The organism is uncultured Agitococcus sp. (assembly GCF_937920075.1).
GTDB lineage: Bacteria > Pseudomonadota > Gammaproteobacteria > Pseudomonadales > Moraxellaceae > Agitococcus.
In genome coordinates this window covers 14,705-30,715 of record NZ_CALETI010000052.1, presented here as the reverse complement: position 1 = coordinate 30,715, position 16,011 = coordinate 14,705, and the positions used below count along the sequence as shown (strand labels likewise).

Here is a 16,011-nt window from a genome sequence, read left to right as displayed (position 1 = left end):
AGTGGTTTCCTATAGCATCAATATTATCTTTGCCTAGTAAGCTGAGATTCTCAATATGACTATTGCTTAAATTATAACTTACAGAACTTTGAATACTGTCAATGCCTTCATTTTCAAGTTCAATAACTGTGTCACCTTCACCAATAATATAGATATCATTACCTTTTCCACCAGTGAGAATGTTTTTGCCGTTATTGCCTGTAATAATATTATTAATATCATTTCCTGTAGCATCAAGGTTTGCATCACCTGTTAGGGTGATATTTTCTATGTTGGCGGCTAACACATAACTGATACTGCTAAAAACAGTATCTTTACCTTGGCCTATTAATTCATTGATGATATCTTTAGCGGAGTCAATATAGTATGTGTCGTCACCTGTCCCACCAATTAAAGTATCATCACCCTCACTACCATCAAGTGTGTCGTTTCCTGCATCACCTGTTAATATATTGTTGAGTTTATTGCCCGTAACGCGGTTGTTACCTGTGTTACCTGTCCCATTTAAGGCATTATCTAATAATATTAAATGTTCGAGATTATTTGATAAGGTGAAAGAAACGGTACTTTTTACGATATCATTTGTTGATAAGCCACTTTCAATGATCACGTCACTTTCATCACGAATAATATAACTATCGTCGCCTTCTCCGCCAACTAATGTGTCAGTACCTAATCCGCCATCAAGGGTATCATTTCCTGCATTACCAACTAATAGGTTATTGCCACTATTGCCTTTTAAGCGGTTGTTTTTAGCATTGCCTTCACCAGTTAGATTGTTATCACCATTTTGTGTTTCTAATAAGTTGAGGTTTTCTAAATTTGCAGAAAGGGTGTAATTAATGGTGCTATTAACGGTGTCATTACCTTTGCCATCATCTTCTTCAATAACATCACCAACATTATCAACAGAATAGAAGTCATTACCATAACCCGCTTTCATGGTATCGGCACCTGGGCCACCATCTAAAATATCGCTATTGTTTAGGCGTACCCCAGTTTCACCTGTATCAGCAACTGCTTGTAAATTAGAAATAAAAATACCAGAGTCTAAAATAGAATCTTTAGTATCAGCGATGGCAATACGAATGGTATGTTCACCAGCACCAAGTAGATTACCTGTTATTTTAAGTGGTGCAGACATTCCATCATATTCGATAGCTAAAGCACGATCTTTGTTGTTGTAAAAGTTGCCAGGCGTTAAGTTATCTTGAATAACACTTAATGGTTTACCATTCTCGAAGAAGGCATAGTTAATACCATCAACATATACCGCAGCTATATCGACAAATTGTCCAACATATTCAGGATATTCGTCAGAGCCAAATAAAATATCAAACGTAACTTGCGTTAAATTTGCATCAGTAACAGTAAATTTAAACTCTAAAACTGAAGCATCAAAACTTTTTGAGCCTGGAAAAAGTTCATTTACGATGGTAGTAAGCTGTTCATCCCCATTCGTATTATTATTTTTACCAAAGCCTGTAGAAGTATTGCTCCTAGGAATTTGGGCATCACCACTCGTTAAAACAATACCTTTGCCTAAAGAAAAGTTGACACCTTCTAATTGTCCAAATTCTAATTTTTCAAAAAAAGCAGCGGCTTGATTTGCACCTGTGTATTTGGCAGAGTCACTGATAAGTTGAATATTTGAAGTTTGACCATTAGTGACAGGTGCAAGAATCGCATTTGCTAGGTCTTGTGCGCTTTTGACTGTTGAGTCATACAATGTAAATGGATCAATAGTAGATGGAATCGCTTCGCCTGCACCAACGGTACTTAGTAAGTCATTGCCTGCGCCACCGTATAGTTCATCTGAGCCACCACCACCTGTTAGTGTGTCATTGCCATCTTGTCCATAAAGTTTATCAGTCGTTCCACCGCCAGTGATGCTATCATCTCCAGAGCCGCCTTCAATGGTATCGAATCCACCGCCACCGACTAAAATATTGTTAGCACTGTTGCCTAGTATCAAATTGGCAGAGTCATTACCCGTGCCATTAATGGCTAAATTACCCAATAATGTGAGGTTCTCAAGGTTAGCAGATAAGGTATAAGTCACGGTTGATAAAACGGAGTCTTTACCCTGATTAATCAATTCCACAACAATGTCATTAGTATCATCAACAGAATATTGGTCGTCACCTAAATCACCAGATAATGAATCTATACCAGTGCCACCATCAAGCGTATCATTGCCTTCGAGTCCAAATAGAGTGTCATTGCCTGCTAAGCCATAAAGGGTATCGTCACCATTTGTACCAAGTAGTGTTTCGTTATTGTTTGTGCCGTTAATTGTAGCCATGATGAGAATTCTCCATGTGGACAGGCTGTGTTAGCAAACTGATTCTTTTACTTTTAATGAATGCACTATCTGATGTTGAGTACTTCATTTATATCTAATTATAAATCTACAACAATCTTAATTTGATCTCTAGTGATTAATGTTTAATTGGTTTGTTGTACCGATAAGATGACCAAGTAAGATCTTATATCATGCTTTTAGCGATGTACGCATCGAAAAAGTCAAAGCTCATAAATCTATATCTCTACTTATATTAAAGGGTTTTTAAATAAAAATATGCTGTTTTTTGTCACTCTGTGAAGCAATATAAAGACTTTTATCGAGGCAATGGGGTTATTAAGTCGTCTCCTTGACAAAAAGTCTTAATTTTCACGAGGTTTTAGTTTGGAGTACTGTGGTTTATCATCATTAATTGTCCACCATTCAGCCTTACTTGCCGCATAAATATGGTAACTGGGCTGGCAACTAATAGGGCTGTCTAAAGTGCCTAAACGTAAACGAATAATCTCTGGTAAATCATCTCGTTGGCTATAGAGTGGACTGCCACAACGTTGACAAAAAACTCGTTTTTTTAATGGGCTAGAATAGTAGCTTTGTAATAGCTCTTCACCTTGGGTGAAGGTAAATAAACGGCTGTCAATTGGCGAATTACTCGCAAAGGCAGAGCCTTGGGCTTTGCGGCATTGTTGGCAATGACATAAGGCAATTTCTGTAATGTCACCTGCATATTGATAGTGAATCCCACCACATAAACAACTACCTGTTAGCATAATCGAATCTCATTAAGGTTTTTGGTCGCCTCAATGTAGCATTTTGTCTGCTGTTAAAAAATCTTTTGTCAGATATATTGATTATTTACATAAGAAATACTAATATGCGCGCCATTCGATAGCACATTGGCTATTTCAAACGATTTTGGAGGTTCTTGAACAATGAGTAGTATTCAGTATTTACAATTTGCTTAATACACTTCTTCAAGAATCTTAGCTTGAAGGAGTGATAACCCTTCAAGCTAGAGTTTAAAGCCCTAGCTTAATTCGCTAGGGCTTTTTCTTTGGGCAATAGTTTTGTGTTTCTCACCCAGAAACAAAAGCTGTTGTATGGATTACCCAAAACAAATAGTGATCCCTATTTGTTTAAATATCTGAACTGACTGATATGTGGTTGGTTCGTTGAGAGATTTATCATGCCTGTACAATTGGTTTTAAATGCCAACGAAAAAAATGGTCACAAGCCCGTTAAAATTTTTACTAACGAGGTTGACCCACAAGCTTTACAACAATTACGCAACATAGCTGCTTTACCTTTTGTTTATTCGCATATTGCTGCCATGCCTGATGTTCATGTTGGTATTGGTGCAACTGTTGGTTCGGTGATTCCGACCAAAGGCGCAATTATTCCAGCAGCAGTGGGTGTGGATATTGGTTGTGGCATGAATGCTGTGCGCTTGTCACTTAAAGCCCATCAACTTCCTGATAATCCAAAAGTATTGCGTACTGCGATTGAAAAAGCTGTGCCTGTTGGTTTTGCTGAACACAAACGCGAAACTGTCAAAGCTTCTAGTATCAGTGCCTTAGATGTGGGCATTGATAAAATTGTTGGTAAACATGCAGGTATCATGAAAATGATCAAGCAGTTTCGCCAAACATGGGCACGACAGTTAGGCACATTGGGTGGCGGTAATCATTTTATCGAAATCTGTTTAGATGAAAACCAAGATGTTTGGGTGATGCTACATTCTGGTAGCCGAGGTATTGGCAACTGTATTGGTCGATATTTTATTGAGTTGGCCAAAAAGGATATGCACCGTGAATATGGCCATTTGCCTGATAAAGATTTGTCTTACTTGGTGGAAGGTACACAACATTTTGCGGACTATGTTGAAGCGGTCTCTTGGGCACAAGATTATGCCATGCTCAATCGTCGGGAAATGATGCGTTTAGTGGTGGAAGCACTGAAAACAGTATTACCGAGTTTTGAGCTCACCAAAGAAGCGATTAATTGTCATCATAATTATGTTGAACAAGAAACCCATTTTGGTGAGCAGGTTTATATTACTCGTAAGGGTGCAATTAGCGCACAACAAGGGCAGTTAGGCATTATTCCGGGCAGTATGGGCGCAAAGTCCTATATTGTACGTGGTAAAGGTAATGGTGAGTCATTTTGTTCTTGTTCGCATGGAGCAGGGCGCAAAATGAGTCGAATGGAAGCTAAACGTAAATTTGATAGTCATGACTTGGTGTTACAAACTGAGGGTATTGAATGTCGTAAAGACAAAGGGGTAGTGGATGAAATCCCTGCGGCTTATAAAGACATTGAAGCTGTTATGGCGTATCAAAGCGATTTAGTGGAGGTCGTTCATACCTTACGCCAAATTGTGTGTGTGAAGGGTTAGTAAAAAGGAGGTTACTAATGAAACAAAGCCAACTAGACGAAGTCATTGCTTGTTTACCTAAAGAGAAAACTTGTTTTTACTACCACCGTGACCGTTATGTGTTGTACTTGTTAGGGCGGCTGCAACAACATGGCGGTATGCGGACTATTCGGGATATAAAGAAGAGCCGCTATGCTCATTGGTTAAATAAACCTTTGATTAAGGACTGGTTGGCGCGTTGTGGTCGTGATGATATTGCGTTAGCAGAGTTATTGCATTATTGGCCACAACAGTCCATTCATAATTATGTGTTAAATCTTGCACAATGGGGCGATGAGCAATGGAACCCTTGGTATCAAACCAGTCGTGCAGGACTCAATGCAGTATTGCAATTAAATTTACCCCTTTCTCATGTAAAAAGTTTTTTAGACCAAGGTGTTGGTCAAGTATGGCGTTATGGCCGTTGGCATCATCCTATGTCTGAGCAACGTATTACCTTGGCATGGGCGCGTTTGGATTGGGATTGGCAAACAGGCCAAGCAATGATTGAAGAGATTCAGTCGGATTGGTTACGTGATTATGCTGAGTTACATGCAGCAGCTAAACAGGCCAAACAAGAACACGAAGACCGTGTTTGGTGGCGTAATGGTTGGTTACCTGTGGATGTGGTGCTTGATTATCAAACGGATATTCAACAACATCAAAAGACATGGAGTGAGGCTATGCTGACTGCTGCATTATGGTTTTTACAAGAAGAATTAGGTTTTAAAGAAGTGTTTTATCATGCGTGGCAAACGGGAAATGCCTTAAAACGTTTGGATGATGAACATATTCCCCCTCGTTCTTTATATAGTGATTTGCCCGAAAAATTCGCCTTTGAGCGAGTGAATAAAGGGCCGTTATTTTTAGAGTCTGACCCGAAAGTAAAAAAGGTCAAAAAACGCCAAGATATTTGGCAATGGTATCGCTGGGCAGCTTAGGAGATAGAAAAATGCCTAAACGACATGCAGTCAAACTGCAAAAAAGACCGCGTAATTTAGTGACTTTGGTTGCGATTGCGCAAAAAGGTGGTGCTCATGGTAAAAGTGAAAAAGCTTTACGCCGCACCGAACGTCAACACACACAAATGTCCGCACGGGAGGCTTTTTCCTCCCGTGCGGATGGACTTAAAAAAGTCGCTTAGGGGGTTAATGTGGTTTCCATAGTCACTTTTCGATAGCTTTGTAATTCACTTTTGCCTGAAAACTCAGCACTTGCTGTACTAAAACTTTTAGCTATGAGCTCTAAATCTACATCACAACCATTAAAGGTCAATGTGCTATCAGGATAAGAATTCTTTAAGCCTTCGGTCATAGATTGAACAGCTTCTTGAACATGTAAAATACGTGTCTTTAAATCTCTTTCTTTATCATTTAAAGTAATATCAATAGCTTGTCCATTAGTTAATTCGCTAAGCATTTTTTGAGATTTGGCATCTAACACGGCAGGATTTGCAGTCCAGCCACAGCTATATCTGCCTCGCAAAAAAAGTTTGTCGCTAGGGATTTTGTTGTCCCATTTCACATCAATGGTTGGGTTAGATGTTACGGAAAAAGTCTGTTTGTCAATAGGAGCGACAATACTAAATGCGGCAGGAATGGCAGGGAATGTACTTTCAAATTTTTGATTTTGTGCTGCACGATTAAAAATAACTTTATAGCTATTATTGATATCTAAGGGAAGTGTTGCACGATAAGAGCTACCCCAAATAGTATCATCTTGATATTCCATGACATTAGTACTTTTGCTATCCGTTGCTTGTACAAAATCACCACCATTTAGTACAACAGTGACATGAGATTTTTCTTTAGTAAAATCTACTATCATTTTAGCAGCATCATTTTCTACAAAGAGACTACCATTGAGGACTAATTTATCTGTACTAATATCATTAGAATCGGTTTCGTTACAGGCTGTTAGTAATGTTATGCTACTAAGTAATAAAAGTTTTTTTAGCATGATGTTTCCTTTCTTATAAGACAAAAGTAATTGCCCTTTGTCTTGTAGCATAGTCCTAATTAGGCTAAAAGTTAAGCTAAAGTCGGCTTTACTCGTCCAGCACTTTCTCTGGCATTTTCTCTTGCTAAATCAACATTGTCTGCGCGACATAACACCACGCCCATACGACGTTTAGCAAAACTTTCGGGCTTACCAAATAAACGTAAATCACTATTAGGCACTCGTAAGGCCTCAGCAACGCCTTCAAAAGCAATACCTTGGGCTTCTAAGCCACCATAAATCACCGCACTAGCGGCCACACTATGACAAGCGGTATTAACAGGCAAACCTAAAATCGCACGAGCATGAATTTCAAATTCTGATTGATATTGACTAGCCAAAGTGACTAAACCAGTATCGTGTGGGCGAGGGCTTACTTCAGAAAACCACACCTCATCACCTTTGACAAATAGTTCAACGCCAAAAATGCCACGACCGCCTAAATTGGTAGTGACTTTATCAGCAATGTCACGGGCTTTTGCTAAGGCAACTTCACTCATCGCTTGGGGTTGCCAACTTTCGACATAATCACCTGCCACTTGTTTGTGACCAATCGCATCACAGAAGAAAGTTTGTACTTGACCGTTTGCACCTACAGCACGCACAGTGAGCAGGGTAATTTCAAAATCAAAATTAATCATGCCTTCAAGAATCACTTTGCCATGATTTACTCGGCCACTGGCTAAGGCGTAATCCCATGCGGCGGCTAATTCTGCAACATTATCCACTTTAGATTGGCCTTTACCCGAAGAGGACATCACAGGTTTGATAAAACACGGAAAACCGATCTTATCAGCCGCCGCTTGAAGCTGTTCTAAACTTTCAGCAAAGGCATAAGGGGAGGTGGGTAATTGTAGTTCTTCGGCGGCTAAACGACGAATGCCTTCGCGGTTCATGGTTAAATTGACTGCACGTGCAGTTGGAATGACTTCAGCAATGCCTTCTTGCTCAATATCAACTAAAACTTGGGTCGCAATCGCTTCAATTTCAGGGACAATAAAATGCGGTTTTTCGGCAATAATTAAAGCACGTAACTCATCAGCATTGCTCATATTAATTACATGGGCGCGATGTGCCACTTGATGCGCAGGCGCATTCGCATATCTATCCACGGCAATCACTTCCACGCCCAAACGTTGCAAAGAAATAACCACTTCTTTACCCAATTCTCCTGAACCTAATAACATGACTTTGGTGGCGGTGTTAGTTAATGGTGTGCCAAATTTCATGCGTGTGTACTCTAGAAAGTAAGATTGCTGTGTATGATAGCGGTTTAGTTGAAAAGTACAATTATTCAAAGAAGGCTTAAGAGGAATGTTATATAGATGACTATAAACAAAAAAGCCCTGACTCGTTACAAATCAAGGCTTTTTAGAAGATATTGACTATCTTGGAATCTTATTTGGTGCCTAGAGCCGGACTCGAACCGGCACGCCCGCAAAGGCGGTGGATTTTGAGTCCACTGCGTCTACCGATTCCGCCACCTAGGCAAGGTAGGCTTGCGATTATAATCACCAAATCATTAGCGTCAAGCTTTTTAATAAAAACTTGCTATAATATGCGCCCTATTTGTCTAATTCTTGCCCAAATCCATGCAACTGTCTGATTTTAGCTATCATTTACCTGATGAATTAATTGCCCGTTATCCTTTGGAACAACGCTCAGCATCCCGTTTATTGTATTTGTCACAACAGGGTGTACAACATAAACAAGTCGTTGATTTACCAACTCTAATTAAGCCCAATGATTTATTGGTGTTTAATGATACTCGTGTGTTGGCGGCGCGTTTATATGGCCAAAAAAGTTCAGGTGGTAAAGTTGAAGTATTGGTTGAACGTATTATTAGTGACGATACTGCTTTAGTACATTTACGTGCGAGCAATTCACCCAAAGCAGGTGCGCAACTGTTGTTTGCGAATGGTCAAGTGCAAGCACAGATGCTCGAAAGGATAGAAGACTTATTTAAATTACAATTTAGTCAGCCGATTCGCGGTGTGTTGGCGCAATGTGGTGAAATGCCATTGCCTCCCTATCTTAATCGTCAAGTAGAACAAGATGATAGCGAGCGTTATCAAACGGTTTATAGCGACCCCAATAAACAAAACTCTGTGGCTGCACCCACCGCAGGTTTGCATTTTGATGACACCTTATTAGCCAATTTAAAAGCAGCAGGTGCAAATTTTGCTTATGTGACCTTGCATGTGGGGGCAGGTACATTTAGACCTGTGAAAACAGAGGATATTCGTGACCATCAAATGCACAGTGAATGGTTAAATGTACCCCAAGAAACCGTACAAGCGATTAACGAAACAAAAGCTAAAGGTGGCCGCGTGATTGCGATTGGTACAACCAGCGTCAGAGCTTTAGAAAGTGCCGCTTTATATAATGATGGCCAGTTAAAGGCTTGGTCTGGTGAAACACAAATTTTTATTTATCCCAGTTATCAATGGAAAGTGGTAGAAGCGTTGTTTACCAATTTTCATTTGCCTGAATCCACCTTATTAATGTTGGTCTGTGCCTTTGCAGGCAAAGAAGCCGTGATGAATGCTTATGCGCAAGCCGTTGAACAAAAATATCGCTTTTTTAGTTATGGCGATGCGATGTTTGTGGAGCGTTCTAAGATTTCTTGAAATGAATTAACCCAACTCTTAAAGGACAAATTCAATATTTAGCCTGTGTGCGTTTTTTAATCAAAGTTCGCGGTTGACTTGGGCATAAAGACCCATTTGATCGTTTATCCCAATGATGGCGAATGGGATTTTCCTGTCAAAACACGCACAGTCTATAACCTCGAAGTTGCGGACTATCATAACTATTTTGTTGGTGAAGGTGGCATTTGGGTAAAATCAAATTAAATTTCTTGCCTATTATACAAAGCCTGTTATCCTTGCGCCCCTGAGAGTCGGCCAGACGGTCGCCGCCTGTAAAGGGGGAGGAAAGTCTGGGCTTCAAAGGGCAAAGTGCTAGGTAACGCCTAGGCAGTGTGAACTGACGGAAAGTGCAACAGAGAGCTGAACCGCCGATGTTTGGTGTGCAAACACCAAGCAGGTAAGGGTGAAAAGGTGCGGTAAGAGCGCACCGCGCAACTGGCAACAGGAGCGGCAGGGTAAACCCCACTTGAAGCAAGACCAAATAGGCATCCATTGGCGTGGCCCGCGCTGGATGTGGGTAGGTTGCTTGAGCGTATAGGTGACTATACGCCTAGAGGAATGACCGTCCTCGACAGAACCCAGCTTATCGGCTGACTCTCATTTTTTTTATTAGCTACTTGACGTTAACTCAAGCTCTCCCTATAGTTTGCAGTTTGCGCTGCATCGTCTTATTCTATTCCTATCAACGGCTTAAACGATTTACGCGTCAAAAAGTAAACTGTGTGGCAATTGCCTAATCCTAATTATTCCCCTCTCTAAACTTTAAGTCTTATGAACAGTCCTTTTGTGCATCAATCAGTGTTATTGCATGAGACAGTCGATGCGATTGTCGGTGACACAAATGGTATTTATATCGATGCCACCTTTGGTCGTGGTGGCCATAGTCGTCTATTATTGAGCAAATTATCTGCACAAGCCCGTGTTTTAGCGTTTGATAAAGACCCCGAAGCGATAGCTGTAGGCCAACAACTAATGGCCGAAGATGCTCGATTTACCATTATTCACGATAGTTTTGCCAGCTTAGAAAATCAGCTTAGCCAACAGCAATTAATGGGTAAAATTGACGGTGTTATGGCCGATTTAGGTGTGTCTTCACCGCAATTAGATGATGCCAGTCGTGGTTTTAGTTTTATGAACGATGGCCCTTTAGATATGCGCATGAACCCTAATCAAGGGCAAAGCGCGGCTGAGTGGCTGCAAACCGTCAGTGAAAGTGAATTAGCCGATGTTTTTTTTCAATATGGTGAAGAGCGTCATAGCCGCCGTATTGCAAAAGCGATAAAAAAGGCACTAGAACAACAGCCTATTACTAGCACTAAAGTTTTAGCTGAGATTATTGCCACCGCTCATCCTGCATGGGAACGACATAAACATCCAGCAACACGGTGTTTTCAGGCTATAAGAATAGCTGTTAATCAAGAATTAGATGATATTAAACACTTTTTACCACAAGCGATTGAGGCGTTAAAACCACAAGGTAAATTGGCGGTGATTAGTTTTCATTCTTTAGAAGACCGTTTGATTAAACAATTTTTGCAAAAACAAGCGCGTGGTGATGATTTGCCTCGCGATTTACCTATTCGTAATAGTGAGTTAAATCCTCAAGTGAAGCTTTTAGGTAAAACTGCCGCGAGTCATGAAGAAGTCTCGGCCAATCCACGTGCACGGAGTGCTTATTTACGCAAGGCACAAAAGCTATAAGAGTCTGTTATGTGGTGGGATGTTTTTAAAACCAGTTTTAAACCCAACTTTAACGTTATTGTGGCAATGCTTGTGATTGCTTCTCTAGTCGGGTCTTCAGTCGCTATTGCTTTATCGGTACAGCATTGGCGTGAGTCTTTTCAGCAATTACAAGATTTAAAAGAAGAAAAGAAAGCCCTCGAAATAGAATGGGGGCAATTATTGTTAGAGCAAAACTCATGGGGAAGTTATGCGCGGATTGAACAAATGGCGCAAGAGCAACAAATGCAACCAACAACAGTGACTAGTGTGGTAATGGTACAACCATGAAAATGAAGTTTCCAAGCTTTAAACTCAATGAAACCGAAGCTTATGCAGGGCGTCATTTGTTGCTGCAAGTGGTGTTAGCGTTTATTTTCTTGGGTATTTCAGCACGTGCATTTTATTTGCACATTATTGATCGTGACTTTCTGCGTCGTCAGGGTGATGCACGAATGATGCGTACCGAAGCTATTCCTGCGCATCGTGGCATGATTATGGATCGTAATGGTGTACCTTTAGCAGTAAGCACACCTGTCACTTCTATTTGGGTCAACCCTAAAGAAATTTATGAGCTTGCTAACCCACCCAAAGAAGATAATCCCAAAAAACAAAAACAGCCTGTCAGTTTTCCTTATGAGCAAGTGGCCAGTGCTATTGGTTTAGACCCTGTCGAATTACGTCGTAAAATTACTAATAATCCCAAAAAAGAATTTATGTATTTAAAACGGCATTTAGCTCCTGATGTGGCTAAAGTTATTTTAGATCGAGACTTTCCTGCTATTTATGGCTTAAATGAATATCGGCGATATTATCCGCAAGGTGAGTCAACGGCACACATAATTGGTTTTACCGATTTAGACGATAAAGGTAAAGAAGGCGTAGAATTAGCCTTTGAAAAACAACTGGCAGGTGTTGCAGGTGCGCAACAGATTATCCAAGACCGAAAAGGTCGTAAAATTAAAGATGTGGCTTTAATTCGCCCCGCCAAAGCAGGTCAAGATATTTATCTGAGTTTTGATGCGCGTATTCAATATATTGCCCATCGAGAGTTGGCGCGCGCTGTTCAAGAGCATGAGGCTGAGGCCGCTTATTTAGTGGCGATTGACGTTAAAACGGGTGAAATAGTGGCGATTGTTAATCAGCCTGTTTACAATCCTAATAATCGAAGTAAATTGATTCCTGAGCAACTGCGTAATCGGTCAATTACCGATATGTTTGAGCCAGGTTCAACCATGAAAGTATTTACCGTCATGGCGGCCTTAGAAAGCGGAAAATATACCACATCAAGCTTGTTTAATACCCACCCAGGGCGTTATCAGGTGTATAACAAAACCGTAACTGACCATAACGATTATGGAATAATCAATTTAGCAACTTTAATTACTAAGTCGAGTAATGTTGCCTCGGCACAAATAGCAGGGTCATTACCCAAAGAAACCCTACCAATGATACATCGGCGTTTTGGTTTTGGTCATGTAACAGAAAGCGGCTTTCCAGGTGAAAGCAAAGGTATTTTACAACCCCCCCAACGTTGGAATCCCGTTGAAGTGGCAACTATGTCTTATGGTTATGGGGTTACAGTCACCGCCTTACAATTAGCGCGTGCCTATGCTGCAATTGCCAATCATGGTGTCTCTCACCCTGTGTCATTGACAAAAATTAGTACAACTCCACAAAGTACCCCTTTGATAAGTGACAAAATCGTCTCGCAATTGTTTCCTATGATGGAGTCTGTTATTTCATCGGATGGTACTGCATTAAAAGCGGCTTTACCGGGTTATCGTGTGGCAGGTAAAACAGGCACAGCGCATAAAGCCAAAGCAGGCGGTTATGCCAAAGACGAATATATGTCACTTTTTGCAGGTTTTGCACCTGTCAGTGATCCACGTATTGCGATGGTTGTGGTCATGGATGGTGCTAAAAAAGGTGGTTATTATGGTGGTGTCGTGTCTGCACCTGTGTTTTCTCGGGTGATGGGTGAGGCCTTACGATTAATGAATGTGCCTGTCGATAAACCACTTGAGCCTGTAAAAACTAAAACACCTACGCTAACAACAGCACCGATTACACCTGTAAAAACCAATACTATCGTTCAGGGAGGACGTGTTTAAATGCCGACATTACAACAAATTTGGCCAGCTACGCCGAGTATCTATGCCAATATGACGGTTACAGGTTTAACAGCCAATAGTCGCCATGTACAACAAGGTGATGTTTTTGTGGCATTACAAGGTCGTCAACACGATGCACGACATTTTATTCCGCAAGCGATTGCACAAGGTGCGGTGGCGGTGTTGTGTCAGAGTGATGAGCCATCAACCGAGCAATCGGGTATTCCTATCATTAGTATTCCCGATTTACCCCAACATTTAGGGCAAATAGCAGCGTGTTTTTACAGTCAGCCAAGCCAAGATTTAACCGTTTTTGCAGTAACAGGTACTAATGGTAAAACCAGTTGCGCACAATTATTAGCGCATGCTTGTCAATTTTTAGAGCAAAAATCGGCGGTATTAGGTACATTAGGTAATGGTTTAATTGGTGATTTAGTGCCATCTACGCACACCACCTTAGACGCTTTGCAATTACAACAAAAATTAGCCGAATTTAAACAAGCTAACGCACAAGTAGTTGCCTTAGAGGCAAGCTCACATGGCTTAGAGCAAGGCCGTTTATCGGCAACTAAGATTGATACTGCTATTTTTACCAATCTAACCCGTGATCATTTAGATTATCACGGCACGATGGAAGCCTATCAGCAAGCAAAAGCCTTATTATTTACATGGCCAACCTTAAAAACTGCCATTCTTAATGAAGATGATCCAGTTTCTAAAGATTATCAACAATTATTAACTCCCAATGTCATTTGCTGGCGTTATAGTCAAAATGCGAATAGTGATGCTGAATTTGTTGCCTTAAAGATTGAACCATCATTACAAGGGCTGATAGTCACCGTTAAAACACCTCAAGGTATAGCGACCATTCACAGCCAATTATTAGGACGGTTTAATGTCAGTAATTTATTAGCAGTATTGGCAGGTTTGCTCAGTATTGGTGTGTCTTTAGCACAAGCGGTACAGGCATTGAGCAGTGTGCAAGCGGTTCGTGGCCGCATGGAGTGTATTTCTAATGGTAAAATCACCGCGGTTGTTGATTATGCGCATACGCCTGATGCCTTAGAAAAAGTCTTATCTAGTTTACGAGAACATACGCAAGGTCAATTGTGGTGTGTGTTTGGCTGTGGTGGTGATAGAGACAAAGGCAAACGGCCAATTATGGGTGAAATTGCTTGCCGTTTGGCAGATAAAGTGATTGTCACGGCTGATAATCCACGTGCAGAATTAGTCAGTGCTATTATTGCTGATATTGAAGCAGGCATGGGACACCAGCAACATAGTGTGTTGCCAGAACGTAAACAAGCCATCGAATATGCCTTGTCAGCGGCGCAAAGTGGCGATATTGTGTTGGTCGCGGGTAAAGGCCATGAAGACTACCAAGAAATACAAGGCATCCGCTATCCCTTTGATGATGCTCAGATTATCCGTTTATTTTTAGAGAATAATTCATGAAATTAAGCGTTATTGCCCAAAAAACGCAAGGTCAGCTTTTTGGCCAAGATTTAGATGTTTGTCAATTTTCGACAGATACACGCACTTTAAGCAAAGGTGATGTTTTTATTGCTTTAAGTGGTGCAAATTTTGATGCCAATAGTTTTGTTGCTAAAGCACAAGATTTGGGTGCGGTAGCGGCGATAGTCAGTCAATATCAACCTGAGCTGAATTTGAGTCAAATTGTGGTAGCAAACACACAAACGGCATTAGGTTTATTGGCAAAGACATGGCGTGAACAATTTGAGTTAATGCGTGTGGCCATGACAGGTAGTAGTGGCAAAACCACCACCAAAGAATTAACCGCCAGTATTTTTCGTCAAGCAGGTGAAACCCTCGCAACTTTAGGTAATAAAAATAATGAAATTGGTGTGCCATTAACCTTGTTACGTCTCAATGCTCAGCATCGTTATGGCGTGTTTGAGTTAGGGGCAAATCATATTGGTGAAATTGCTTATACTTCAGCTTTGGTACAACCTCATGCAGCAGTGATTACTAATATTGGTACAGCTCACTTAGAAGGTTTTGGTAGTCGACAAGGCATTGCTCAAGCTAAAGGTGAAATTTTTTCGGGTTTGGTTGATGGTGGGACAGCAGTAATTAATGCTGATGATGAGTTTGCTGATTATCACCAAAACTTATGTGTTGGCTTAAAAATACTCACTTTTTCTGTTAAAAAACAAGCTGATGCCTATGCAACGGATATTAAACGTACAAACGGTGGTGCATATCAATTTAATTTACATCTTGCCGAACAATCGACACCTATTCAGTTAGGGTTAATCGGGCAACATAATGTTGCTAATGCCTTGGCAGCCAGTTGTTTGGCTTTAGCCTGTGGTTTAACGTTGCCACAAATTAAGCAAGGTTTAGAGCAAGCCCAAGGTGCGGCAGGGCGAATGGTATTACATCGTCGTCAAAACTTTACCCTGATTGATGATACCTATAATGCCAATCCTGATGCCATGAAAGCAGCTATTGATGAATTAGCGCTCAGCGATGGCTACAAAATTGTTGTTTTAGGGGCAATGGGGGAGTTGGGTGACAATGCCCCAAGCCTACATCAAGAAGTCGGCACTTATGCACAAGCCAAACAAATTGATGCTTTATATTGTGTTGGTGCATTTAGTGAAAATACCGCACAAGGTTATGGCACTCAAGCACAACGTTTTAGTGAACAAAAAGAGCTGATTGCGGCCTTGTCGGCAGCGATTCCACAAGGGGCAACCATTTTGGTGAAAGGTTCACGCAGCGCACGCATGGAAAACGTCGTACAAGCACTGTTGGGGTTTTAATCCTCCTCAACCCTCCTTTAAA

General features: G+C 40.9%; 14 protein-coding genes, 1 tRNA gene and 1 other RNA gene. 11 read left to right on the top strand and 5 right to left on the bottom strand.

What is annotated here, in order from left to right:
• Both Q0212_RS01660 and Q0212_RS01655 read right to left on the bottom strand, forming a co-directional pair.
• Positions 1 to 2,305 (bottom strand): choice-of-anchor L domain-containing protein (locus Q0212_RS01660; protein ID WP_297921230.1); only part of this gene is annotated, 2,305 nt, incomplete at its 3' end.
• 362 nt (positions 2,306 to 2,667) lie between these two features.
• Complete coding sequence (locus Q0212_RS01655; protein ID WP_297921227.1) at positions 2,668 to 3,075, bottom strand: GFA family protein; 408 nt, start codon at positions 3,073 to 3,075, stop codon at positions 2,668 to 2,670.
• Between the two features lie 416 nt (positions 3,076 to 3,491).
• Between Q0212_RS01655 and Q0212_RS01650 the strand changes: the two genes are divergently transcribed.
• From Q0212_RS01650 to Q0212_RS01640, 3 genes are read left to right on the top strand one after another with little or no spacing between them, the layout of a single operon-like run.
• The gene (locus tag Q0212_RS01650; RefSeq protein WP_297921224.1) at positions 3,492 to 4,700 is read left to right on the top strand and encodes an RtcB family protein; all 1,209 of its coding nucleotides are present in this window, start codon (positions 3,492 to 3,494) and stop codon (positions 4,698 to 4,700) included.
• Positions 4,701 to 4,717: 17 nt separating this feature from the next.
• Positions 4,718 to 5,659, top strand: coding sequence for a hypothetical protein (locus Q0212_RS01645; RefSeq protein ID WP_297921221.1), 942 nt, complete (start codon positions 4,718 to 4,720; stop codon positions 5,657 to 5,659).
• Between the two features lie 11 nt (positions 5,660 to 5,670).
• Positions 5,671 to 5,862: a hypothetical protein gene (locus tag Q0212_RS01640; protein ID WP_297921218.1), complete on the top strand. Its 192-nt coding sequence runs from the start codon at positions 5,671 to 5,673 to the stop codon at positions 5,860 to 5,862.
• Here the strand turns inward: Q0212_RS01640 and Q0212_RS01635 are convergent.
• From Q0212_RS01635 to Q0212_RS01625, 3 genes are all read right to left on the bottom strand, one after another.
• Positions 5,859 to 6,677 carry a hypothetical protein gene (locus Q0212_RS01635; protein ID WP_297921215.1) on the bottom strand — a complete coding sequence of 273 codons (819 nt, stop codon included), beginning with the start codon at positions 6,675 to 6,677 and terminating at the stop codon, positions 5,859 to 5,861. The genes Q0212_RS01640 and Q0212_RS01635 overlap by 4 nt on opposite strands.
• A gap of 71 nt (positions 6,678 to 6,748) precedes the next feature.
• The gene (gene purT / locus Q0212_RS01630) at positions 6,749 to 7,945 is read right to left on the bottom strand and encodes a formate-dependent phosphoribosylglycinamide formyltransferase (RefSeq protein WP_297921212.1); all 1,197 of its coding nucleotides are present in this window, start codon (positions 7,943 to 7,945) and stop codon (positions 6,749 to 6,751) included.
• A 174-nt stretch (positions 7,946 to 8,119) separates the two neighbouring features.
• Positions 8,120 to 8,206, bottom strand: a tRNA-Leu gene (locus tag Q0212_RS01625).
• 102 nt (positions 8,207 to 8,308) lie between these two features.
• On the opposite strand from Q0212_RS01625, the gene queA reads away from it, so the two are divergent.
• The 8 genes from queA (at position 8,309) to murF (ending at position 15,989) form a co-directional block, all read left to right on the top strand.
• A complete protein-coding gene (gene queA, locus Q0212_RS01620; protein WP_297921209.1) occupies positions 8,309 to 9,346 on the top strand; it encodes a tRNA preQ1(34) S-adenosylmethionine ribosyltransferase-isomerase QueA in 1,038 nt (345 codons plus the stop codon).
• 78 nt (positions 9,347 to 9,424) lie between these two features.
• Positions 9,425 to 9,571, top strand: a complete 147-nt coding sequence (locus Q0212_RS01615; RefSeq protein ID WP_297921206.1) for a hypothetical protein — start codon at positions 9,425 to 9,427, stop codon at positions 9,569 to 9,571.
• A 43-nt stretch (positions 9,572 to 9,614) separates the two neighbouring features.
• An RNA gene (rnpB, locus tag Q0212_RS01610) (RNase P RNA component class A) lies at positions 9,615 to 9,969 on the top strand.
• A 169-nt stretch (positions 9,970 to 10,138) separates the two neighbouring features.
• Positions 10,139 to 11,068: a 16S rRNA (cytosine(1402)-N(4))-methyltransferase RsmH gene (rsmH, locus tag Q0212_RS01605; protein ID WP_297921203.1), complete on the top strand. Its 930-nt coding sequence runs from the start codon at positions 10,139 to 10,141 to the stop codon at positions 11,066 to 11,068.
• 9 nt (positions 11,069 to 11,077) lie between these two features.
• Positions 11,078 to 11,377 (top strand): cell division protein FtsL, encoded by a 300-nt coding sequence (ftsL, locus tag Q0212_RS01600; protein ID WP_297921200.1) that lies wholly within the window; start codon positions 11,078 to 11,080, stop codon positions 11,375 to 11,377.
• A complete protein-coding gene (locus tag Q0212_RS01595; protein WP_297921197.1) occupies positions 11,374 to 13,200 on the top strand; it encodes a penicillin-binding protein 2 in 1,827 nt (608 codons plus the stop codon). Before ftsL ends, Q0212_RS01595 begins: the two co-directional genes overlap by 4 nt.
• Positions 13,201 to 14,655 carry a UDP-N-acetylmuramoyl-L-alanyl-D-glutamate--2,6-diaminopimelate ligase gene (locus Q0212_RS01590; protein WP_297921194.1) on the top strand — a complete coding sequence of 485 codons (1,455 nt, stop codon included), beginning with the start codon at positions 13,201 to 13,203 and terminating at the stop codon, positions 14,653 to 14,655.
• Positions 14,652 to 15,989, top strand: a complete 1,338-nt coding sequence (murF, locus tag Q0212_RS01585; protein WP_297921191.1) for a UDP-N-acetylmuramoyl-tripeptide--D-alanyl-D-alanine ligase — start codon at positions 14,652 to 14,654, stop codon at positions 15,987 to 15,989. Before Q0212_RS01590 ends, murF begins: the two co-directional genes overlap by 4 nt.
• Positions 15,990 to 16,011: the final 22 nt, after the last annotated feature.

Bases quoted from the DNA above. Each gene is read 5' to 3' on its own strand.
- Q0212_RS01655 (WP_297921227.1), bottom strand. From the start codon at position 3,075: ATGCTAACAGGTAGTTGTTTATGTGGTGGGATTCACTATCAATATGCA.
- Q0212_RS01650 (WP_297921224.1), top strand. From the start codon at position 3,492: ATGCCTGTACAATTGGTTTTAAATGCCAACGAAAAAAATGGTCACAAG.
- Q0212_RS01645 (WP_297921221.1), top strand. From the start codon at position 4,718: ATGAAACAAAGCCAACTAGACGAAGTCATTGCTTGTTTACCTAAAGAG.
- Q0212_RS01640 (WP_297921218.1), top strand. From the start codon at position 5,671: ATGCCTAAACGACATGCAGTCAAACTGCAAAAAAGACCGCGTAATTTA.
- Q0212_RS01635 (WP_297921215.1), bottom strand. From the start codon at position 6,677: ATGCTAAAAAAACTTTTATTACTTAGTAGCATAACATTACTAACAGCC.
- purT (WP_297921212.1), bottom strand. From the start codon at position 7,945: ATGAAATTTGGCACACCATTAACTAACACCGCCACCAAAGTCATGTTA.
- queA (WP_297921209.1), top strand. From the start codon at position 8,309: ATGCAACTGTCTGATTTTAGCTATCATTTACCTGATGAATTAATTGCC.
- rsmH (WP_297921203.1), top strand. From the start codon at position 10,139: ATGAACAGTCCTTTTGTGCATCAATCAGTGTTATTGCATGAGACAGTC.
- ftsL (WP_297921200.1), top strand. From the start codon at position 11,078: ATGTGGTGGGATGTTTTTAAAACCAGTTTTAAACCCAACTTTAACGTT.
- Q0212_RS01595 (WP_297921197.1), top strand. From the start codon at position 11,374: ATGAAAATGAAGTTTCCAAGCTTTAAACTCAATGAAACCGAAGCTTAT.
- Q0212_RS01590 (WP_297921194.1), top strand. From the start codon at position 13,201: ATGCCGACATTACAACAAATTTGGCCAGCTACGCCGAGTATCTATGCC.
- murF (WP_297921191.1), top strand. From the start codon at position 14,652: ATGAAATTAAGCGTTATTGCCCAAAAAACGCAAGGTCAGCTTTTTGGC.